Source organism: Shewanella sp., from assembly GCF_013214165.1.
Lineage (GTDB): Bacteria > Pseudomonadota > Gammaproteobacteria > Enterobacterales > Shewanellaceae > Shewanella.
In genome coordinates, this window is the sequence record NZ_JABSSM010000002.1 from 137,730 (window position 1) to 160,128 (window position 22,399).

Annotated in this window: 19 protein-coding genes and 1 pseudogene; 14 read left to right on the forward strand and 6 right to left on the reverse strand. The window is 46.0% G+C overall.

The features are described from left to right. Positions 1-181 precede the first annotated feature (181 nt). Positions 182-838 (forward strand): 7-cyano-7-deazaguanine/7-aminomethyl-7-deazaguanine transporter, encoded by a 657-nt coding sequence (locus HRU42_RS01310; RefSeq protein ID WP_295028268.1) that lies wholly within the window; start codon positions 182-184, stop codon positions 836-838. Between the two features lie 589 nt (positions 839-1,427). Here HRU42_RS01310 and HRU42_RS01315 read toward each other — a convergent pair. After that, entirely contained in the window at positions 1,428-3,545 is a 2,118-nt protein-coding gene (locus tag HRU42_RS01315) for a HAMP domain-containing sensor histidine kinase (protein WP_295028270.1), read from the reverse strand. A 1-nt stretch (position 3,546) separates the two neighbouring features. Beyond that, positions 3,547-4,929 carry a sigma-54 dependent transcriptional regulator gene (locus HRU42_RS01320; RefSeq protein ID WP_295028272.1) on the reverse strand — a complete coding sequence of 461 codons (1,383 nt, stop codon included), beginning with the start codon at positions 4,927-4,929 and terminating at the stop codon, positions 3,547-3,549. A gap of 271 nt (positions 4,930-5,200) precedes the next feature. Here HRU42_RS01320 and HRU42_RS01325 point away from each other — a divergent pair, with 271 nt between their 5' ends. The 8 genes and pseudogenes from HRU42_RS01325 (at position 5,201) to mutM (ending at position 11,577) form a co-directional block, all read left to right on the forward strand. Further along, positions 5,201-6,013 carry a substrate-binding domain-containing protein gene (locus HRU42_RS01325; protein WP_295028274.1) on the forward strand — a complete coding sequence of 271 codons (813 nt, stop codon included), beginning with the start codon at positions 5,201-5,203 and terminating at the stop codon, positions 6,011-6,013. 94 nt (positions 6,014-6,107) lie between these two features. Continuing rightward, complete coding sequence (locus tag HRU42_RS01330; RefSeq protein ID WP_295028276.1) at positions 6,108-6,815, forward strand: ABC transporter permease; 708 nt, start codon at positions 6,108-6,110, stop codon at positions 6,813-6,815. Between the two features lie 3 nt (positions 6,816-6,818). Next, positions 6,819-7,538 (forward strand): energy-coupling factor ABC transporter ATP-binding protein, encoded by a 720-nt coding sequence (locus tag HRU42_RS01335; RefSeq protein ID WP_295028278.1) that lies wholly within the window; start codon positions 6,819-6,821, stop codon positions 7,536-7,538. Further along, the gene (gene mobA / locus HRU42_RS01340) at positions 7,522-8,130 is read left to right on the forward strand and encodes a molybdenum cofactor guanylyltransferase MobA (RefSeq protein WP_295028280.1); all 609 of its coding nucleotides are present in this window, start codon (positions 7,522-7,524) and stop codon (positions 8,128-8,130) included. Before HRU42_RS01335 ends, mobA begins: the two co-directional genes overlap by 17 nt. Continuing rightward, positions 8,127-9,926, forward strand: coding sequence for a bifunctional molybdopterin-guanine dinucleotide biosynthesis adaptor protein MobB/molybdopterin molybdotransferase MoeA (locus HRU42_RS01345; protein WP_295028282.1), 1,800 nt, complete (start codon positions 8,127-8,129; stop codon positions 9,924-9,926). The genes mobA and HRU42_RS01345 overlap by 4 nt, the downstream gene beginning before the upstream one ends. Positions 9,927-9,978: 52 nt before the next feature. Continuing rightward, positions 9,979-10,149: pseudogene (locus HRU42_RS01350) on the forward strand (GTP 3',8-cyclase MoaA); the annotation flags it as partial. 79 nt (positions 10,150-10,228) lie between these two features. Beyond that, complete coding sequence (locus HRU42_RS01355; protein WP_295028286.1) at positions 10,229-10,717, forward strand: hypothetical protein; 489 nt, start codon at positions 10,229-10,231, stop codon at positions 10,715-10,717. Positions 10,718-10,761: 44 nt separating this feature from the next. Continuing rightward, positions 10,762-11,577, forward strand: coding sequence for a bifunctional DNA-formamidopyrimidine glycosylase/DNA-(apurinic or apyrimidinic site) lyase (mutM, locus tag HRU42_RS01360; protein ID WP_295028288.1), 816 nt, complete (start codon positions 10,762-10,764; stop codon positions 11,575-11,577). 153 nt (positions 11,578-11,730) lie between these two features. Here mutM and HRU42_RS01365 read toward each other — a convergent pair whose 3' ends face one another. From HRU42_RS01365 to hldE, 3 genes are read right to left on the reverse strand one after another with little or no spacing between them, the layout of a single operon-like run. Continuing rightward, a complete protein-coding gene (locus HRU42_RS01365) occupies positions 11,731-13,224 on the reverse strand; it encodes a capsule assembly Wzi family protein (protein ID WP_295028290.1) in 1,494 nt (497 codons plus the stop codon). A 7-nt stretch (positions 13,225-13,231) separates the two neighbouring features. Further along, the gene (coaD, locus tag HRU42_RS01370) at positions 13,232-13,711 is read right to left on the reverse strand and encodes a pantetheine-phosphate adenylyltransferase (protein WP_295028291.1); all 480 of its coding nucleotides are present in this window, start codon (positions 13,709-13,711) and stop codon (positions 13,232-13,234) included. A 2-nt stretch (positions 13,712-13,713) separates the two neighbouring features. Beyond that, positions 13,714-15,144, reverse strand: coding sequence for a bifunctional D-glycero-beta-D-manno-heptose-7-phosphate kinase/D-glycero-beta-D-manno-heptose 1-phosphate adenylyltransferase HldE (gene hldE / locus HRU42_RS01375; protein WP_295028352.1), 1,431 nt, complete (start codon positions 15,142-15,144; stop codon positions 13,714-13,716). A 385-nt stretch (positions 15,145-15,529) separates the two neighbouring features. Here hldE and HRU42_RS01380 point away from each other — a divergent pair, with 385 nt between their 5' ends. Next, a complete protein-coding gene (locus HRU42_RS01380; RefSeq protein WP_295028293.1) occupies positions 15,530-16,537 on the forward strand; it encodes a glycosyltransferase family 9 protein in 1,008 nt (335 codons plus the stop codon). Positions 16,538-16,606: 69 nt separating this feature from the next. Then, complete coding sequence (gene rfaD, locus HRU42_RS01385; RefSeq protein ID WP_295028295.1) at positions 16,607-17,560, forward strand: ADP-glyceromanno-heptose 6-epimerase; 954 nt, start codon at positions 16,607-16,609, stop codon at positions 17,558-17,560. A 56-nt stretch (positions 17,561-17,616) separates the two neighbouring features. Here rfaD and HRU42_RS01390 read toward each other — a convergent pair whose 3' ends face one another. Continuing rightward, complete coding sequence (locus HRU42_RS01390; RefSeq protein WP_295028297.1) at positions 17,617-18,630, reverse strand: CDP-glycerol glycerophosphotransferase family protein; 1,014 nt, start codon at positions 18,628-18,630, stop codon at positions 17,617-17,619. A 408-nt stretch (positions 18,631-19,038) separates the two neighbouring features. Here HRU42_RS01390 and HRU42_RS01395 point away from each other — a divergent pair, with 408 nt between their 5' ends. The 3 genes from HRU42_RS01395 (at position 19,039) to HRU42_RS01405 (ending at position 22,335) form a co-directional block, all read left to right on the forward strand. Continuing rightward, positions 19,039-20,556 (forward strand): asparagine synthetase B, encoded by a 1,518-nt coding sequence (locus tag HRU42_RS01395; protein WP_295028299.1) that lies wholly within the window; start codon positions 19,039-19,041, stop codon positions 20,554-20,556. Then, positions 20,553-20,966 carry an adenylyltransferase/cytidyltransferase family protein gene (locus HRU42_RS01400; RefSeq protein ID WP_295028301.1) on the forward strand — a complete coding sequence of 138 codons (414 nt, stop codon included), beginning with the start codon at positions 20,553-20,555 and terminating at the stop codon, positions 20,964-20,966. The genes HRU42_RS01395 and HRU42_RS01400 overlap by 4 nt, the downstream gene beginning before the upstream one ends. Before the next feature lie 253 nt (positions 20,967-21,219). Beyond that, positions 21,220-22,335, forward strand: a complete 1,116-nt coding sequence (locus HRU42_RS01405) for a glycosyltransferase family 9 protein (RefSeq protein WP_295028303.1) — start codon at positions 21,220-21,222, stop codon at positions 22,333-22,335. Positions 22,336-22,399 lie beyond the last annotated feature (64 nt).

A 22,399-nucleotide genomic window follows, 5' to 3' on the forward strand; every position in this document is an offset into this window, starting at 1 on the left:
TAATCTGGATTTTTTACTTGCCAGTAAACTTGACGCCTATATACTGTGCCGCCCTTACAGGGGAAGAATAATAAAAACACTCACTAAGACGCCTATGCATTGGCCACTTAATACAGTGTTACCCATAACTAGCGGGTTCCCTCACCCCGCATCAAAGCTTACGCTATAAAAAGGTCACAAGATGTTCTCCTTATCGACAACGCAAATTCGTCGTGCGCTACTGCTGCTCGTCGGCTTCCACATATTGATCATATGCGCCAGTAACTATTTAGTTCAGATGCCGTTTCAAATATTTGGCTTACATACCACCTGGGGAGCATTCAGCTTCCCATTCGTTTATCTTGCTACCGATCTGACCGTAAGAATTTTCGGTCAGAGTCATGCGAGAAAAATTATTTTTAAGGCCATGCTGCCCGCTTTAGTGATCTCTTATTTAATGGGGGTCCTGTTTCACCAGGCTAGTTTTCAAGGGTTTGGCGCTTTAGCAGAATTCAATAGCTTTGTATTTAGGATCGCATTTGCGAGTTTTGCGGCCTATCTTGTTGGCCAATTAATGGATATCACCGTTTTTGCCAAATTAAGAGATACTAGATCTTGGTGGCTAGCTCCTGCCGCGTCAACATTAGTCGGTAACCTGATCGATACTATCGTCTTCTTTAGCATCGCTTTTTACGCCTCCAGCGATAGGTTTATGGCTGAGAACTGGCCTGAGATTGCCAGTGTTGATTATGGTTTCAAACTTATTGTGAGCTTATGCCTGTTCCTACCTGCATACGGCATTTTATTAAAAGTTTTAGAACGAAGAATCGTCAACATACGACCAGTGCCGAACAAATAGTAATGCAGAGATGTAATTAATAATGTTTATTTACAGTACCTTATAATAACTCAGTATAGATGATATGACGATATTCTAATCTTTACAATAAAACAGCTTGCCAACCTTAATGATAATGATTACTATTTGAGTGCGTTCCAAGGACTCACTCTACAAGGCTAAGGTAAACACTTCATCTCTGTTTTAATTGGCTCACTATTTAATTAACTTTCATCAAGAGTTAACTCAATAGAAAAGTTAAGCGAGTTTCGCATAGCACGACATTGCTCACACACTCTTATAGCCGGGATATTTTTTATCCCGGTATTTTTTTGCCTTAAATGTTATTCAACTTCAGTTTATTAACTTAAAATATTAACAAAACACTTGCACAACCAAATGATAATGATTACTATTTGCATGCGTTCCAAGGACTCGTACTTACTTATGTGATTCAGCCTATGTTTCATACCATAGGTCATAATGAAGTTGGGTTATCAAGCACGACATTGCTCACACACTCTTTATAGCCTGGATTCTATTTTCCAGGCTTTTTTTTGTCTGTTTCGCGCTAACCTCTTCGAGGTTTTGCCTAGATGCCCGACTTCAATTACGTGCCATTGAAATGTAGCCCCTCATAGGGCGTATCAGTCCGCTCCTCTTTGGCATTATGATATAAGCCTATGGTAAACAAGGTGCCCTTGCCCACAGTAGAACTTACCTCGATAGTGCCGCCAATACGTTTGATGATGCCGTAGCTTAGAGATAGCCCTAAACCTGTACCGTCCTTGCGGGTGGTATAGAAGGGATCGAAGATTCGACCCAGCAGCTCCTGAGGTATGCCCATGCCTTCATCTTCAATCTCTATCTTGACGCCGATCGGTTCGTCCATATGAACCCAATCATAGGTCCTGATCCATATCCGTCCCTGTTCATCCATGGCATGGGCTGCATTAACCACCAGATTAATCAAAACTTGCAGCAGCTGAGGCCGGTTAACCTCGATGGGGTAACTGGCATTGAGTTCTTGATTCAAGATAACTTCCTTCTCCTGAATCGAATGCCTCACCAACACCAACATCTCTTCGATGATAGGGGTCAGTTGATGCATCTCCAGCGGCGCATTGAACTCTCCGGGCCGACTGTACTGTAATAGGCTACGAATAATCGTACTAATACGTCCGACCTGCTGGATAACCAGATCGATCTCTTCCTCGACTATTTTTGCATTATCACCGAGTTCAGACTTAAGCAGCTCCATATTGCCTAAGATCACCGCTGTCGGATTGTTGATCTCGTGTGCTATCCCAGCGGTCAGTTCGCCTAAGGCGGTCAGCTTTTCGTTAGTAACCAGCTGCTGTCGAGTCTCATTTAATAAGACTAGGTTGTTCTGTAGCTCCTCGGTCTTCTCCTGCAGGCTACGGGTACGTTCCTCGACTTTATCCTCTAATAGCTCTGATGCCGCCTGGATCTGCGAGTTTCTGCGCTGCAGCAGATCTAACATACGATCAAACTGTTCGGCTAGATTTGATAGCTCATTACCCCGCTCTAAACCTAAAGAGCCGATGCGTAGATTACGCCCGGACTGGACCGCTTTAACCACATGGTGAATTCGCTCTATGGGTTGTAGCAAGCTGTAAGCGCCGCGATAGACTAAGAGTCCTGACACCAGAAGAACCAGCATCAAGATGGTCCCCAGCTCTATGATATTAAGCAGATAGTTATGAATAAACGGCGATTCAGAAAAGCCGGTATAGATCATGCCAATGCGCTTGCCCTGAATATCCACCAATGGCGAATATGCCGAGATAAACCAATCATTAAACACGAAGGCGCGATCGACCCAAAGCAGCCCCTGGGACAAGACTTTCTGTTTTACCTCTTCCGATACTAGGCTTCCTAGGGCGCGCCCCTCGGTTTCACCACCTTGGGGATAAACATGTAACGGCACATTGGTACTGATACGAATATTATCGAGGAAGATGGTCACAGTGCCTATAGAGCTCTCAGGTAAGGTCCCCTGGTCATAAACCAGATCACGAATATGATCGACTATGCGAGTGTCGCGATTCAATAGGATACCACCATCCAGATACCAGGCGATATTGCCACTAGCATCAGGTATAGGTAACAAGCTACGGCTGAGTAAGCCCCTATCTTCAACCGTCTTAGTCAGCTTCTGAGATCTGGGAGTTTCAACCAGCAGAATATTGGCGACCGAAACCAGTTTTGGGTCGATTCTGGCAAGACGATTTGGGCCCAACACCATCATGCCTGAATAGGCATCACTCCCCGTCACCTTAGGCAACATGAGACGCAGATCCGGATCCGCAGCGGCTTCAGATACACTGACCAGGCTTAGAAAATCCAAATCCAACTTTATTTTTTGCGCCTCCAGCAAGACATCTAGCCGCCGACGGGAGTCATCTTGCTTGCTGTCGAACTGCCTGAACTCATTCTGGAACGCCCAGGAGCTCATCACTAACTCTAGCTGCTTCTCTTGACTCTTCTGCATCGAAATCAAGGTGTTACTAGCAACAGTTAGGTCAGCCTTAACCTTCATAAACAACTGCTTGCCCGTATAACTGATATTCCAGTAGATAGTGATAAACACTAAGCTGACTAAGGTCAGTAATATAGGTAGCAAGGTTAGAATAAGAATGCGATAGCGTACCTTAGCCTGCATCTGCTTCCAGTTAACACCGAATACTCGAGGAAAAAAAGACACCTTAATTGTCCTCTTCTTTATTTGTATTGAACCACTCTTTATACTTGCGATCTAAGGTCTTTCGCGACACCCCCAAGTCTCTGGCGGCAGCAGATTTATTGCCCTGATGTATATCGACAACTTGCATCACATGGTGCTTCTCTACTTCCTTTAAGCTCCAGTCCAATGGATACCCTGATTCATTTAACGATTCACTCTTAGGCTGCTGTTTCCAATATTCTGCCGGTGGCTTACCTAGTAAGATGCAACGCTCGATCATATTGCGCAACTCACGAATATTACCGGGCCAGCTATATTGCTGTAGCTTAAGCATGTCTTCATGACTCCAGACCACCTCCTTGACCCCGAGCTCGGCCGCTAGCTGCAAGGTAAAATGATGGGTCAGTTCGACCACATCTTCGGGCCGTTCGCGCAAAGGGGGAATGACAATATCTAAGACATTGATACGGTAATAGAGATCTCGTCTGAAGTTACCTAGCTCAACCTCTTCCAACAGCTTTCTGTTCGTCGCCGCTAGCACCCTGACATCGATATTAATCTCTTTCTCGCTGCCTACCGGCCGTATGGTTCTCTGCTCCAGCACCCTTAGCAGGGCTGTTTGCATCTTGAGTGGCATCTCACCAATTTCATCGAGAAACAGTGTCCCGCCAGAGGCGAAGCTAAACAAGCCCTCACGGCTGCCCTTAGCACCGGTAAAAGCGCCGGCTGAATGACCAAATAGCTCACTCTCCAACAGGTCTGGAGCGATCGCGCCACAATTCACTGCCACGAAGGGCCCCCGCCTACCACTGAGTAGATGCAGCTGTCTGGCCACCAGCTCTTTGCCGGTGCCGGACTCTCCCTCGATCAAGATCACCGCATTACTTGGTGCGACACGCTCGATCACGTGTTTTACCTCCTGCATGGCATCACTGCTACCAATTATGGTAGAAGATTGACCGATAGAGACTTCACGGCGCAGCATCAAATTTTCACGTTTGAGGAGGCGGCGCTCTATGCAACGGTCGACCGCCTTCATCATCTGCTCCAGATGAAATGGTTTCATGATAAAATCGGCAGCACCGGCTCGCAGTGCCCTAATGGCAACGTCCATATCGGCGTAGCCTGTCATAAAGATGACATCTGAGCGACGATCCTGATCATCGAGCGCCTCATGCCACTCGATGCCTGAGCGCCCTGGTAAGCGTATATCGACAATGAGCAAATCGAAGTGACAACGACTTCTCAGCTGTTCGGCGTCTTCGACGCTCGCGGCCGTCTCCACTAAGGCAAACTTCTTCGATAAGGCTTTTTTCAGGAAGCTGCGCATTCCCGGCTCATCATCTACAATCAGCACAGAAACCGCAGAGGGAAGTGGTTTGGGATCTTTCTTTAATTGGCTCATATTGTCTACTTTAGGACATTTTGACTCATTTAATGCTGATTCTAGCATCAAGTTTAGCCAAAAAGGTCACTGTGAACCAAAGAATGCCGGGCTTGGGACAATATGTCTGTTTAGCGTCGATAAATTTTGCGACTCGACTCCCACTTCTGGCGGTTTTGCGAGGTTGGCGCAACGAGCTGTTACTTGGCATTGTAATTGCTTATTCTAGATAAATGATTGGATGACTACACATGGCAATGGGCCCTCTTAGTAAAAAAGCCAAGGAGTAAGCATGTTAAACCTAAAATCTATCTTCAGTGTTGCCTTAGTCGCGACGTTAATAACGGCCATACCAGCCCACGCCGAAGAGATAATAAAATTAGCCACCACCACTAGTACCGAAAACTCAGGTTTATTGAAAAATTTACTACCAAGATTTGAAGCCGAGTCGGGTTACCAGGTGCAGGTCATTGCGACTGGCACAGGCAAGGCATTAAAGCTAGCTCGCCAAGGCGATGTCGACGTCATCATGACTCATGCTCCCGCCGCCGAAGCTAAATTTGTCGATGCTGGTTATGGTCTGCTCCCTCGTGGCATCATGATGAACGATTTTGTGATCTTGGGCCCTCAACATGACCCCGCAAACATACGTAGCAGTAAGACAGTCGAGCAGGCATTTGCTAAAATAGCTCAGTCTGGTGAGCTGTTTATCTCTCGTGGAGATAATTCAGGCACTTACATGAAAGAGCAGATCATCTGGAAAAATGCCCAGGTAGATCCTTCTTTCACTGGATATAAGTCAGTAGGCCAAGGGATGGGAAAGACCTTACTCATGGCGAATGAATTACAAGGCTATACTCTATCAGACCGAGGCACGTTCGTGGCTTATAAGGCCAAGTTGGATATGGCAATCGATTTCGATGGCGGACAAGCATTGGCTAACCCATATCAGATCATGCTAATTAATCCGGCTAAATACCCAGATCTGAACCACAAAGGCGCGAGAGCCCTGAGTGATTGGTTGATCGGCGCCGAAGCTCAAGGCATGATCAATCGTTATAAAGTTAAAGGTGAGCAACTATTTAAGGCAACTTATAGCGAATGACTCTAAGGTTTTGGTTAAACAGCTTTTTAAAATGCGATACAGCAGACACATTTGAAGGTCTGAATATGCCGTTATCTGAATCGGTCTATCACAGATGAATGAAGGCTGGTTAGCCCTTTTACAGCAGGCCTTGAGCCTGCTGTTTTCATTGGACCCCGAAGTGTGGTCCATCGTCTCCGTCTCTTTTTCTGTATCTTTTGCAGCGCTAGTGATCACCTTGCTGCCCTCTTTAATACTGGGATTCGTGCTGGCTTTCGGACGTTTTCCCGGCCGCTGGCTGATCACCAATCTCATTCAAACCCTACAATCTATCCCCACTGTGGTCATAGGTTTACTCGTCTACCTGATGCTAACCCGTATGGGGCCTCTGGGTGATCTCAAGTGGTTGTTCACCCAAAAAGGCATGATCTTAGGCCAGATGCTCATCTGTGCCCCGGTGCTGATAGCCATGAGTCAAGCCGCCTTTACCAGTGTTGACCGCAGAGCCTGGGAAACATCCCGTACCTTAGGCGCCTCCTGGCTAAGATCGATCTGGACCTTGTGCAGAGAGCTGAAAGTCCCCTTACTGATGGCTATTGTGGCTGGCTTCAGTCGTATCTTGACCGAAGTCGGTTGCTCCATGATGGTGGGGGGGAACATTGCCGACGTGACTCGTAATATCCCCACCGCTATCGCTTTGGAAACCAGTAAAGGTGATTTTGCCCAAGCGATAGCCTTAGGTTTAGTCTTGCTCATACTGTCCCTGGTGCTTAACTTCACCTTAGGTATTCTCAGAGGCAAAGCCGAACCGAGGAGCCACTAACTTATGGCCAACTTGATAGCGAAAAATATCGAGATGTACTTCGATGACAGACAGCTATTCACCATTGATCGGCTACAACTGTCTGAGGGGAAGACCATCCACCTGCAGGGTGATAACGGCAGCGGTAAGACTAGCTTAATGAAGCTGCTCGCAGGCTTACTGAAACCAAGCCGTGGCACCATCACAGCCGAAGGTTTCGCGCCACTGCCTTGGTGGCGTTCCAATCCTCTGTTGGGTAAGGCGGTTTACTTACATCAGCACCCTTACCTGTTCGACGGTAGCGTCGAGTATAACCTGCGCTACCCGCATGCATTCAGCGCTATGTCAGCCAGTGACCTCAATAAACGCACCCTTGCCGCGATCGAGATGGCCCAGTTGACACATCTATGTCAACAGGCGGCCTCCAGCCTATCAGGCGGCGAGAGGCAAAGACTCGCCATCGCCAGAGCCTGGATCATGCGACCCAAATTATTAATGTTAGATGAACCCACCTCTAACATGGATAAATATTCTCAACAGCTGGTACTCGCTATGATCAGTGAACTACAAGAGTTTGGTACAGGCATGTTGATCAGTAGCCATCAGGCTTGTGTACTAACCAGCCTATGCAATCAGACTTGGATGATAAAAGACCGGGCGATAATATCGTCGCCAGCAAGTGATAACCCAAGCCATACAGCTCCAATAAACATACAGGACTCTCAATATGTCATTGCAAATTGATGCCGTTATCTTAGCCGGCGGAATGGCTAGACGCATGGGTGGTAAGGATAAAGGCTTAGTCGAGCTAAATTCGCAACCTATGATAAAACATGCAATCGATCGGATAAAACCACAAGTTAACCAGATTCTGATTAACGCCAATCGTAATCAAAGTCGCTATGCTGAGTTTGGTTACCCTGTCATCAGTGATGAAGACACAGGTTACCTAGGTCCACTGGCGGGAATGATCACCGCCATGGGCAATACCCAGGCAGACTATTTGTTAGTCGTACCTTGTGACTGCCCCCTGCTACCTACCGACCTGGTATCACGCATGCTGGCACAAGTAGAGATCCAAGGTGCCGAGCTTGCCGTTGCCAGTGACGGCAAGAGGGAACAACCCGTGGTATTGTTGCTCAAGCCCAGCCTAAGAGACTCGATGAAAACCTTCTTAGATGCCGGCGAACGCAAAATAGATTTTTGGTACGCCAAACATGACTGTGTTGTCACTGATTTTTCAGATCAAGCCAATGCCTTTGTTAACGTCAACACACCAGAACAAAAACAACAGCTTGCTGAGGCAATTGCCAAAAAAATATCGAGGTCTAAATGAGCATCCCTTTTACCAATCCGCTATCGATCCCGGTACTCGGATTTTGTGCCTATAGCGGCACAGGAAAAACCACCCTACTCAAGAAACTGATCCCTGAGTTAAATAGTCGTGGGGTTAAGTTGGCGGTGATTAAACACGCCCACCATAACTTCGATGTGGATATTCCTGGAAAGGACAGCTTCGAGATGCGCAAGGCGGGGGCTCGTCAGGTATTGGTCGCCTCCCACGTCCGCTGGGCTCTAATGACCGAAGATACGGTCGAAGGCGATCCTAAGCTGCCACATCTGTTGCAACAGATAGAACAAGACAAGGTCGACATCGTTTTGGTCGAAGGTTTCAAGCAGCTCGAGCTACCCAAGATCGAGCTACACAGGGCCGTCCATGGCAAACCCTTTATTCACCCTCATGATGATAATATCCAGGCTATCGCCTGCTGTGATGACACCCAGGTGCCCGATGACCTGCAGCGGCTGGATATCAACGATGTCGCTCAGATAGCCGACTTTGTCATCGACTATATCGCCAAGTGGCAAGTATCTGCGGTCGCTCTACCGCTAGCCCCCTCTGCTGGCTGTGAATTAGAGATGAGTAAGACACTCTCCGTCAGACAAGGCGTAGATAATATTCTCTCGTTTGTGAAGCCAATCACCGCCATCGAGCGGTTGGCATTAGATGATCTTAGCGGCCGTGTACTCGCCGAAGATGCCATTTCTCCGGTCGATGTACCGCAAAATACCAACTCGGCTATGGATGGCTATGCATTCAGATTTTCCGAGCCTAGACTCGAGCGCTACACCATAATCGCCGACGTGATGGCCGGGCATCAATACAAGGGCACACTGCAAGACGGTGAAGCCGTGCGCATCATGACCGGTGCTCCAGTTCCTGCCGGTGCCGACACTATACAGGCCAAGGAACTCGCTAATGCACAAGGCACAGATGTCAGCTTCCAGGGAGAGATAACCTTAGGCCAACATGTGCGCTTAGCCGGAGAAGATATCGCTAAAGGCAAGACGGCACTGGCAGCCCATAAGCGTATGCAGGCGCCTGAGCAAGGCATGTTGGCATCCTTAGGATTCGGTCATCTGCCGGTATTTAGACGCCCTAAGGTCGCCGTTTTTTCTACCGGAGATGAAGTCTGCCAGCCCGGCGAGCCATTAAAAGACAACTGTATCTACGACTCTAACCGCTTCACCATCAAGTCTATGGTGCGTAAACTGGGTTGTGAGGTGATCGATTTAGGCATCATTCACGACTCAGAAGATGCTCTCGCCGAAGCACTGCAACAGGCCGCCGTGGATGCGGATATGGTAATAAGTTCTGGCGGCGTATCGGTCGGCGATGCCGACTTCATCAAGCTTGCACTAGACCGAGTCGGTCAAATTAACTTCTGGCGTATCAATATGCGCCCGGGTCGACCGCTGGCCTTCGGTCAGATTGGCGACTGTTTATTCTTCGGTTTACCGGGTAACCCAGTTGCAGTCATGGTCTCCTTCATCCAATTCGTGCAACCGGCACTACGTAAACTAGCCGGAGAGAAAGACTGGCAGCCTAGCCTAGTTCCCGCCATTGCCGAGTGTAAGATGCGCAGCCGTGAGGGACGTACCGAATTTATCCGCGGTATTTACCACCTAGGGCCCGATGGCAAGCTACACGTAACGACAACAGGCGCACAGGGATCAGGGATGTTGAGCTCTATGGTTAACGGCAACTGTCTTATCATCATAGGTGAGCAAGATAGTCAGTTAAATCCTGGTGAAACCGTTTATATTCAGCCCTTTGCCGATCTTCTGTAATTAGCCATATGGTCTGCATATGGTCTGAAGCAAGCAGGGAATTGCGAAAAACGGGTCAAGCAACTCGGTGGATCTCAAGTCCATAGTGCATGAGTTTCCCGGCGACATAGAGAAGTTAAAAACGGCAATTTTGGATGCGATTAAGCTCAAACCCAAGCAACATATATTTGATGTGAAAGGCGAGGTGCAGATACTGAGATTGATCGATGCGACCGGGGGCTGAGCGATATTAGCCGCTGGTTTTATGACATGCTAAACTGCGTTTATCTCTTATCTTCACCTCAAGACTGAAACCGGACATCATGGCGCTATCACGGAAAAAGTGGAACAATATCATTATTCTCGCATCGATCATGATGATATCTATCCTCACCCTGTTAGATAAGCAGACCGCAAAACTCCCCGATGATGCCCAGCCGCTATTCGACGACAACTCTCCCTTGGTGCAGCTACAACTCGATACTCTCTGGCTCAATAAGGGCAGTAAAGTCTGGCAATGCCACCCAGATGTACTCAACTGCCAGTCCTGGGCTAAGGCATGGAGTGAAATTCATTTGTCAGCCCTAGCCCAGAGTATTGATTTCCCTGCTGCTATCGATGACCATCTTAATAAACCCAGAGCACAGAGACTCGTGATCCAGATAGCCGATAAGCAACAGCCGCAATTATGGCAGTTTTACCCTAAGCAAGGGCTACTCGAGTCGCCTGCCGAAAACTGGTATCTGATCCCACCGAGTCAACGTGAAGCCCTATCACCCATTATCAGGGCCAAGGCGTTAATTGACCATTAGCCAGTCGAAGATCAGCTAAGCCTATTTTATCTAGAGAACTCATTATGCCCGAACTGCCCGAAGTTGAAGTGACCCGCCAAGGGATCAGCCCACATCTTGTCGATCAAGAAGTCATAGGTTTGGTGGTACGCAATGCTAGCCTGCGCTGGCCCGTGCCCCAGATAGCCCAACAGATAGTCGGTCAGGTGATTCGTAATGTGCGCCGCCGGGCTAAATATTTACTTATCGACACCGACGCCGGCACCACGATTGTGCATTTAGGCATGTCGGGCAGTTTACGCATAGTGCCGAGAAGTACCCCAGTGGAGAAGCATGACCATATCGATCTCGAACTTGCCAGCGGCAAGATACTCAGGTTTAACGACCCCCGCCGTTTCGGGGCCTGGCTCTGGTGTGAATTGCCGGAAGAAGCCCACCCACTGTTATCCAAGTTAGGGCCTGAGCCGCTAAAAGATGACTTTAACCCCAGATATTTATTTGAGTCGCTGCAGCGCAAGAAAAAAGCCATAAAACTCTGCCTGATGGATAACCATATCGTGGTTGGAGTGGGGAATATTTACGCCAATGAGGCGCTATTTGCGGCGGGGATCCACCCTCAGATCGAGGCGGGCAGACTGGATATCGAACGCTTAACCATCCTAGTCACCGAAGTTAAGCAGATACTCGCTAGTGCCATCAAACAAGGCGGTACGACACTGAAAGACTTCACCAACGCCGACGGTAAACCAGGCTATTTCGCACAGAAACTGCATGTCTATGGACGCGGCGGTAACACCTGCACCCAATGTGGCAATCTACTCAGCGAGATAAAGTTGGGCCAACGGGCTACGGTATTTTGCGGCATATGCCAGACGAGGTAGAAGGCTGAAAAAACGCCTTCGACAACGCCACTATGTGGCTACGAGGACGTTCGCAGGCTCACTGCCAGCGCGCAGCGAGCTGCTTCTAGGAAACTAAGGGCTAGGTGCGAACCTTACCGCTCGCTCCTAGTCCCTTCTAGCTAGCGCCTTCTTTTAGAAACGGTACTCATAAGTGCCAAACAGGCTGGCATCGGACTCACTCTCCTGAGTATCGAACTCGGAACGTGACACTGTGCCGCCGACACTCATCATGCCTTGCCAGATAGGCATGCGATAGCTAAGCTCCAACATCAAGAGATCTTCTTGAGGCCTCTGTGCTACCCAAGCACTACTAGGGCTAGAGCCATCTTTATTTAACTGGGCATACCTGAGAATCGAGGTGATCCCCTTGCTGTCTTTGAACTGGCCAATGAGCCCCAGGGCATAGACAATAGCATCGCTTTCATAGGTGCTGCCGTAGGTTTTACCGTAATAGCGCGAGCCAGACTTATAGGTTGAATGTTCATACATACAGTTGAACGCATTATCATTTTCACCGCAGGCAACCAGAGTATCTGTATACTCGAAAAATAACTTATACTGGGCATTGTCAACATTGAAGCGGGTATCTATACCGACAAAATGGCCGCAGTCGACAATATCCCAAGGCGCTGAGCCCTTGGCATCTTCACAGGTTTTTTCGTAATAGACACCGAATGGAATGTTGAACCAGGTATCGCTATAACGAATATCATAACCCGCCATCTGATTACCATAATTGGTACAACCGCCCTCACCGGCACCGCGGCAATCACGCTGACCGGTTACCGAGTTCAGCGCGCTCTCCCAGCTACACTCCTCGCCCTCACCACAAAACTGAGTCGACCAGGAGAAGCCTATTTCTAACTGACGCAATGGACGGATCGAGCTACGAAAATTCCACAACAGCGGATTAGCAACGGCGCGGTCTTCCTCTAGCTGACTGATACCCGCTGTTAATGTCCAAGGGCCAAGCCAAGACAACCAGGGAGTGTCGAAGCCAGCGGCATTGTTGCGACTCACCATCACAGAGGGGAGCGGGCGGGCGTTATTCGATCTGTGTAGGGCAGAGTCGAACCCAGGTCCCCACCATTGTTCGATAGCCCCAGCAGTAAAGATCCAATTACCCCAGATCATCGCCATATATGAACCGTCTAAGCGAACTTCCTCACCATCGGCAGGATCGTAATGAGCCGATGCCGACAGCTTGAAGGCAAAACGCTCGCCCATGTATTCGTGGGAAACTTGCAGATCACCTTGCTCTCGATAATCTGCACCAAAATGTTGAAAGCGCGCCGCATCTGTTGCCCCAGCGACCTTAATACGAGTATTACCCCGATTGCCGACGGCACTGCGGTAATAATAGTTCACCCTCGCATATGCCTCGGCCAAGGCAGGGGTCAACACCGATGGCTCTGTCTTAGCGAGATCGACGCCGATACCTGACCACATCAGGGGATAAGTATTGACGGGCACAGTGATCACACCAGCATCGGCCAGGGCTTGTATGTCTGCCCTCAGATAGATATCGGACACATCGACCCAAGGCGCAGCCAACAGGAAGGATGAGAAAGCCAGACTAAAAACTAATCCTAATTTGGCAAGATAAGAGTTAATGGTTTTTATCATGACTTAACTACTTAACCTTCTTTAACAAAGCCTTAGAGACTTCTTGGTGGACAAACTGACTGACATCACCACCATGATGGGCGACCTCTTTTACCAAGGTTGACGAAATAAACGAATTCTCTTCCGCGGGGGTTAAAAATACGCTTTCAAGATCTGGGCTTAAACGGCGATTCATATTCGCCAATTGAAATTCATACTCAAAATCGGACACGGCCCTCAGCCCCCGCACCAAGACACTGGCTTGTTGCTCCTTGGCAAAATCCACCAATAATCCAGTGAAACCTACCACCTCAACATTATCCAAATGTGCAGTGACCAGTTTAATCAGCTCCACACGTTGCGCTAATGAGAACTGAGGTTGCTTGGAAGGATTGGCTGCGATACCTATGACCACATGCTTAAATAACTTAGCCGCTCGCTCGATTAGATCCGTATGACCATTGGTCACAGGATCGAATGTACCAGGGTAAATCGCTTTTGTGTGCATGGTTAACCTTTCGCCATTATATTTTCGATAATCTTGGTAGTAGATATACCATCTTCAAAACAGAGTACCTTTACCACACCACCAGCAGCCATCACCTCTTTGCCACCGGCAATGTCCTCTATTTGGTAATCCCCACCTTTCACTAACATATTGGGTAACAAGTGGGCGATGATCCTTTGAGGTGTATCCTCGCTAAAAGGGACCACCCAGTCGACCGAAGCTAGGCCTGCGAGTACCGCCATGCGCCTGTCGAGAGGATTAATCGGTCTACCATCTCCCTTTAAACGCTTCACCGAGTCATCATCATTGACCGCGACAATCAGCCGGTCTCCGTGAGCCTTTGCTTCCTGCAAGTAGCTCACGTGACCAGCATGGAGAATATCGAAGCAGCCATTGGTCATCACCACGCGTTCACCACGTAATTTCGCCTGCTCCAGCGCGTAAGCGAGTTGGTCTTCAGAAATCACCCCGAAGCCCATCTCACCATTGCTCAGAGACATAGCTTTGATTAACTCGATGCGACTGACCGTAGAGGTCCCCACTTTAGCCACCACGATCCCCGCCGCCGTGTTAGCAATGGCGCAAGCTTCTGGAAGCGAGCTACCAGCAGCCAGTGCGGTAGCGAGTGCCGAGATCACCGTATCACCGGCACCGGTCACATCATGAACTTCTCGGGCTACGGTAGGTATGTGCAGCTCGAGTTCGTCTGATGTGATCAGTGTCATGCCTTTCTCTGAACGGGTAACCAGTATGGCCTCAAGTTCAAATTTCTTAAGCAGTTTATGAGCTTTTTCGACAAGATCGGCTTCGCAGCTGACTTCGCCAGCGACCATCTCAAACTCATTCAGGTTTGGTGTGATCAGGGTCGCGCCACGATAACGGGAAAAATCACTGCCCTTGGGATCGACCAACACCTTAACCCCAAGCGCTCTTGCTTGTTGAATGAAGGGCTGGGGATCGACGAGGGCTCCCTTAGCATAGTCAGATAACACCACCACATCGACGCTAGCCAGCTGCTCGAGCGCCGCATTTAGCAGGGCTTGACTCTCAACCGCAGCATAGGGCTCTTCAAAATCGAGACGGATCAATTGCTGGCTACGGGACATCACCCTAAGTTTGGTGATAGTCGGTTTATCGGCCACGATATGCCATTTGGGTTCCACCCCTAGCGCTTGCACCCCAGCGGTTAATGCATCGGCAGTTTCGTCTTGACCAACAATGCCGGCTAAGGAAACCTGACCACCCAGAGAAGCTATGTTGAGTGCCACGTTAGCGGCTCCACCAGGACGGTCTTCGATGTGATTGATTCGAACCACAGGTACTGGCGCTTCAGGAGAAATACGTCCTGTAGGCCCAGTCCAGTAGCGATCTAGCATGACATCACCGACGACTAAGACCTTAGCTTTTTCAAATGCTGGCAGAGAAACCTTCATAACACTCTTATCTTTTGCAAAGTTAGACACTGATTGTACCTAATTTTTCTTGCAGCTGTTACCTTTGCAGGCAATTTCTGTTTAAGCCTGTGGTTCACTTATTTAATGGAACTGTTATTAGCTAGCAAGACAGATAAAACATGCCATTTCGCTACTCCTTAACGACATTTAACATCACAAGATTAAGACAATAGTTATATCGCTATTGTTAAGCGGGATCTAATCTTCAAATCAATTTTCAAACAATCATTAGTGCAGTGTAAGCCCTGTAAAACTGTTATCATTTGCGATATTTTTATCGTTTTAAAATTAGTTTTATCGAGGATGCGGATAATAGCTGCATATTACATATGGTAAATAATAATCAAAACTTGGTTACTGGCAAATGATCGAAAGAGTGTTAGTCATTCGACATGACAAGATCGGCGATTTTGTCCTTTATTGGCCGGCATTGTGTTTGTTAAAGACAGCAATGCCCAAAGCCAGTATTGAGGTGTTCGTCGCTCCAGCGGTGAAATCGCTTGCAGAGGTCTGCCCCTACGTAGATCACGTCATAGTCGATACCGGTGATGACAAGGCAATTACCGGAGAATTGGCAGCGCGAAACTACGATGCAATACTCGTATCTTTTTCACGTTTCAGAGTTTATAAGATTATTCGTCAACTGGATACAGCCTATAAGCTGGCACCGAAGCACAACTGGTACCAATATTTATATAAATATACAGCCGATGCACAGTATAAAAAAGGAGAAGGCGGCTGGCGTGGAGGCTGTATGCTCGTGGAGCACTTTCTAACACAGCACGGCTACCAAACCCCAACGCTTCCTCTGCAATATTGGGACATGAGTGCAGAACGGGAAAAATGGCAAGGCTATTATGGTCGCCAGGGCGATGAAAAACTCATTTTTGTGCATCCAGGAACCGGCGGCTCATCAGGTGGCTTAGCGCCGACTGATTTTGCAAGCTTATTAATCAATATTGACAGTAAAACACGAGTAAACTGCAAATTCGTTTTAACCTTTAGCGGAGATGAAGAGCGCTTAGCCCAAGAGATTTCCGACAAACTCGACCAAGAATCTGTCAAGGTTATCATGGCAAAACCGCTTTCGAGTCTGGCTGACTTTGCAAAATCTATCGTTGCTGCTGACATGTTTATGGCGGGCTCAACGGGGCCACTACATATCGCAGGCTTACATAATGTGCCCACAGTTGGTTTTTATGCCGGCAGACGCTCTGCTCCTGACGTCCGCTGGCAAACCCTGTCTCAGCGCCATAAACGTTTATCTTACACGCCGCCAATAGGTAAAAGAACGGGACGAAACATGGCGCTAATCGATTTTGATGCTGTCACAAAAGATGTGGTGGCCTACTTAGATGCGCATTATGCTTAAATTAAGCAAGTAATAATAATTGTCGCGATTTGAGAAATGCTCAGCTCGCCTGAAAATTGGAAGATGAATATGATAGTAGTCACAGGTGCCGCAGGATTTATCGGCAGTAACTTAGTTAAAGCCCTCAACGATATGGGCCGCAATGACATCATTGCCGTTGACGATCTCAGCGATGGCACGCAGATGTTTAATCTAGCAGACTGTGAAATCGCCGACTATCTCGATAAAGATGATTTTCTTGCCCAGATAACATCTGGCGTCTTCGACGGTCAACTTGAAGTGATATTCCATCAAGGTGCTTGCTCGTCAACGACTGAGTGGGATGGAAAATTCATGATGGCCAATAACTATGAGTACTCGAAGAGCATGCTCCATTATTGCCAAGCAAATAATTGTCAGCTGATTTATGCCTCTTCGGCTTCTGTTTATGGCGGCAGCGATAAGTTTGTTGAACAGCGCGAGTTTGAGAAGCCATTAAACGTCTATGCCTACTCTAAGTTTCTGTTCGATCAATATGTTAGGCAGCAGCAATTAACCACTCAAGTCGCAGGCCTGCGTTACTTCAACGTTTACGGCCCCCGCGAACAGCATAAAGCTGGCATGGCTAGCGTTGCATTTCACTTTAATAATCAAATTAACGCGACTGAAGTCTGTCGACTCTTCGAGGGCGTTGAGGGTTATCAGGACGGTCAACAGCTACGTGACTTCGTTTATGTAGAAGACGTCGTTAAGGTGAATTTGTGGCTATGGCAGCACCCTGAGATATCGGGTGTATTCAACTGTGGTACTGGTGAGGCTCAAAGCTTTAACGATGTGGCGAATGCCGTCATTAACTATCACGGCAAGGGTAAAATTGAGTACATCCCCTTCCCAGAGAAGTTGAAGGGCGCTTATCAACATTACACTCAAGCCGATTTAACTCGGCTGCGTCAAGCGGGTTACACTGAGGCATTTAAAACGGTAGAACAAGCAGTACCCGAATACCTGGACTGGCTTAAGTCACAACACTTTATCGGCCAATAATCCACTGTTGAGAATCGCCAAATAACTTATGGATTATTTGGCGATGTCCTCTATGACTACCCCTTACCAGATAAAAGGTAATCGACGATCCTTTGACTACACAAGCCATCAACCTTACCCGCAAGCTCATAGGTATATTTTGCTCTTTGAGGTGCATATGAATTAGGCGCTTCAATTTGCTCATCAACAGCACGCTTTAAATCATTGAATGTTTTGGCATGTGCTGCAACAGCTGCATATTTATAAAGATCTTCATCAACTCTTCGATCAAAACGAAACTTGAAAATACCTCTATAACTCCAACGTAAATGGTAAAAATCACACCATACAACCGGCTTATCTAATGCGACAAACTCAAAAAGGGCAGAAGATGTATCGCTGATCAACAGATCGGCACTAGCCATGAATGGCAATAAATTAGTTTGTTCGAGTGTTGCTAGATAGACATTGGTAAAGCTCGCCCAATGCTCCAATAATTGTTTTTGCTTTTTATAGGTTGATTTCGTCATCGAAAAATAGTGAGGTTTCAATAATATATTGTACTCACTGAATAGCCGAGGCCAATCTTTAGCCATTTTTTCTATACTACTAGGATAAAATGTTGGTGCGTATAGAATGGTTGGCTTGTTGTGATCTAAACCAAGAGAAATGAGGTCTAATCCAGGCTCTTTACCTTGAATAATAGGATCTAATTTAGCATAACCAGTATCGACAAATGTTTTCCGAGGAAACATGTTTTGAAGACGCTTTAACCGATATTCACCCTCAACAAATCGAACATCAAAGTCAGACTCGGAGACTTGGTAATAACATGCTTTGGGGCCCATACCATGCTGAACCATAGCCGATTTACTATGTCCTTTGAGCTTATCTATGTGTTCAAAAGCATTACCAAAAATGATCCAACTTGGTTTGGCTGCCAAATAAAAATTCAATGCATCATCGGTAGAGTCAACCCAATGCGTATCAAGTTGGTGTGCGGCAACAATATGGTCTAGCACAGCTTGCTGATCTACGCTGCGATAAACGACAAATTTCACGGTTTCACCACGTGCAATTAATTCTTCCATAACTGGAAAATATTGCGGCAAATAATAAGGGTGCAATACGTCAAAGCAAATCAAGATAAACCTTACTAATTAAAATATAAAACAACAACGCGAATAGTACGGCAGCCACCTCGAAAAGTCACGGTGTTCATGAGCAAGATACGCTTACATTCAGCAGCTAGTATTGACGTCTAAAAACGTCACCCAATTTATGTTATATCCTTCCAATTTGAAAACAAACGCAACCATATAGTAACAATGATAAATCGATAGTAGCGAGTTACTCAGTCTAACCCACAGGCTGCTTTGCTCTTTTTTACAGTAAGAAAATTAATAGCAGAAGTCTCAGAAGGAGCAGGTATACTGAGACAAAATTTATCAGCGTTATTGACGATTTATCGTCACGATTGAAGAAAAGTAAGGGATGATATGTGTGGATTTTTTATTTCTAACAACCCAAATGTATTACGAGAACATGCCGATTTAATTGAAAAATGTTTACGTTTCCGTGGGCCTGACTGCTCATCGGGCCTAGTCGAACGTAATGGTTGGAAGGCGTATCACTCTAGACTATCCATTATCGATTTGAACACGGGGAGTAACCAGCCCTTTATCGATAACACTGGAGGTACTTTAGTCTTTAACGGTGAAATACTGAACTATAAAGAGCTAGGTCTTAAGTATTTTAACAAAGACTATACTAGTGACACTGAACTACTTAGTGATCTTATCGTTTCCGAGCATATTGACCTTAACGAGTTAGATGGTTTTTTTGCATTTGTTTATATAGATAGCAATGGTGAATTAAAGTATGTTGCTCGGGATAAGTTTGGTGTAAAGCCTCTTTTTTATCATGAAGATAGCTATGGTTTCTCTTTCTCATCAGAGCCTAATGTTTTGAAGGCGTTATTTGAGTTATCGGTAAACCCTCTCGCAATTGAGGAGTACCATTCAGCTAGAGCTCCTATCTTTAGCGGATCCTATTTTTCAGGAATAAAAAGTGTAACGCCAGGTGAATGCCTAGTAAACGGTACGTATTTTGATTGTTTAAATGATTTCAACAACTACGATAGTCCATCACTCTCAGAGCTTGAAGAAAACATCCGCACAGGAATAAAAACACGTTTAGTCTCTGACGCTAAAGTAGGCCTACTATTGAGTCGTGGAATAGACAGTAACCTAATCCATCAGCTGGCGGAGTTTGACCACCTGTACACTATCGGGTTCAAAGACGATGACGATATTGTCTACCTTAAATCACAAAATATAAAAAACCTCTGTATCTATGAATGTGAAGCCGATGAATATAAAAGCAGTTTTGAATATCTATTAAAACTTCGCGGTGAACCTATGTCTGTCCCCAATGAAGTATTACTCTATAAAATCGCAAGTATTGCGGCACAAGATGGCATAAAGGTTTTACTTTCAGGCGAAGGTGCAGATGAATTTTTCGGTGGCTATGATCGTGTATTTAACTGGGCTGCATCTTGCGAGAATAATTTCGACCTAGATACATTTCTAAACTATTATTGCTATTCAGTTCCTGCTAAAGATACTGAAACCTACCGCAATTTTTCTCAGCTATTTGATCAAATTGACACACTATCTGTATTTGAAAAAGTAAGGTATTTCTTTATCAAATATCACTTACCGATACTATTCAGACGTCTTGATTTTGCCTTGATGGCCGCGGGAGTAGAAGGCCGAGATCCAATTGCGAACCATCATGTATTTAAATCAGCCATCAAGTATACACATCAACAGTTGATGGCTGGGGAACTGGGAAAACTCCCTTTACGAGAGCTTATCAGCCCTTATAAAGGAGCCAGTTTTGCATTTGAAAAGAAAGTAGGCTTTCCCGTCGATTTAACGAAAATTTTCGAAAACCCAAAGTCACTCACCTCATATGAACTTTGGTTTGAAAAAAATTTAGAGGTATTGAAATGATAATTGGTTATACGAGTGGCGTTTACGACCTTTTTCACGTAGGGCATGTAAATATACTGAGAAACGCAAGAGCGATGTGCGATAAATTAGTCGTTGGTGTTACGGTAGATGAATTGGTTGCCTATAAAGGAAAACAACCCGTTATTCCATATCATGAGCGAATTGAGGTCGTCAGAGCATGCCGTTATGTCGACGTAGCGATTCCTCAAAATAATATGGATAAGGCCGCTGCGGCGAAGAAAAATCACGCATCCTACTTGTTTGTAGGTGATGATTGGTATGCCACAGAAAAGTGGCAAGATCATGAGAAAGAGCTGGAAGAAGTTGGCTGTAAAGTCATATATTTTCCATATACACAAGGCACCTCAAGTACGTTAATTAACAACACGCTTAATAAGCTGAGAGAGTAATCCCGCTTACAGCTCAATAAGTAAACACCTCGCGTTGTCGCAAGGTATACAGGAGCGAGTTTACTGCACTTTTCAGCTAATAATCAGCATATAGGGGAAAATCCCCTTATATGCGCTAGCTCCAAGACTACAGATAAAGACAGCAATCACGATAAGCAAGGCAATGAAATCAGCGCCTATCATTATCGATTTTTTTTTATAACATGAACATTCAGGGTATGCTTGGCATACGACAAATAAATAACAATTATTTATGACTATCATCTCAAAAAATCAACTAACAGCAGCAAAGAGACTGCTATTCATTTCACCTCTCGCGCTGGGTGATTTTTTATACATAAAAACTTTTATTATCGCATTAAAGAAACAATACCCTCATATTGAACTCGATATTTGGTTAGATGATAACAGGTGTAATACAGAGAGTTGGCGTCTATCGCGCAGTAAGATCCTTCAGCAATGGATAGAAACCGAACCCGCCTTTACAAGAAGCTATGGATGTTGCTCATCGGATAAACAGCAACAAGTACAGATTCTCGACGCCCAGTCGCTCAATTACGATCTTATTATCACCCACTCAGGGAGTAAGAGTGAGCAATTTTCTAATATTGCCAGAGAGATAGGTCCAGATGCTTTTATTGTCTCAAGCATAGGGAAATCCAAGTATTTTGGACTGTTTGACAGTTTTCTATTTAGAAAAAGCGATCGACTATTCAAGCTTAAAGAAAATGATTTACCAGCCAAACATCACATCACCGACAGGTACTATCAATTGCTGAATAGGATTGTAGGTATTAAGTTGGATAAAGATGATTTTATGCCAAGCTTAACCATTCCAGATCATGTCGCCGTAACCACGCAAAACTGGTTAAAAACACACTTTACCGATAACGCTCGACAGGGCCCATTGATATTCCTGAATCACCTTTCAACCAATAGCAAACGAGACTGGCAAGAACCTCAACTATTCGAATTAATTCAATTGATTGGCAACAAAAGCCCCGATAGTCGTTTTGTCGTAAATGTCACTAAAGAAAATTATACAAAAGTATCTGATTCGGTAAGAAATAATATTCATTTAGCCACAATGCAAGTATCCGTGTTCACAGTTAATGAGCATTTTTTTGAATTACCCTCTATGATTTCAAACGCAGATCTGGTCATAACCGTAGAGACAGCGATAATGCATTTTGCCACCGCATCGAATAGGCCCCTTATAGCCATGATGCGACAAAAGAAGCCTTACTGGGCACCGCCAGCAAGTCCTTCATCACACGTCTTGTATGCCATTGAGGGGAGAGGACATATTTCTGATATTTCCGTTGACACTGTTTATCAACAATACACCAAGATGATAAAGGTTAGCTAATTTCAGCTATTTCAATGAAAACCATCTACTTCTTAAATAGATGGTTTTCAATTAGAAAAATGAG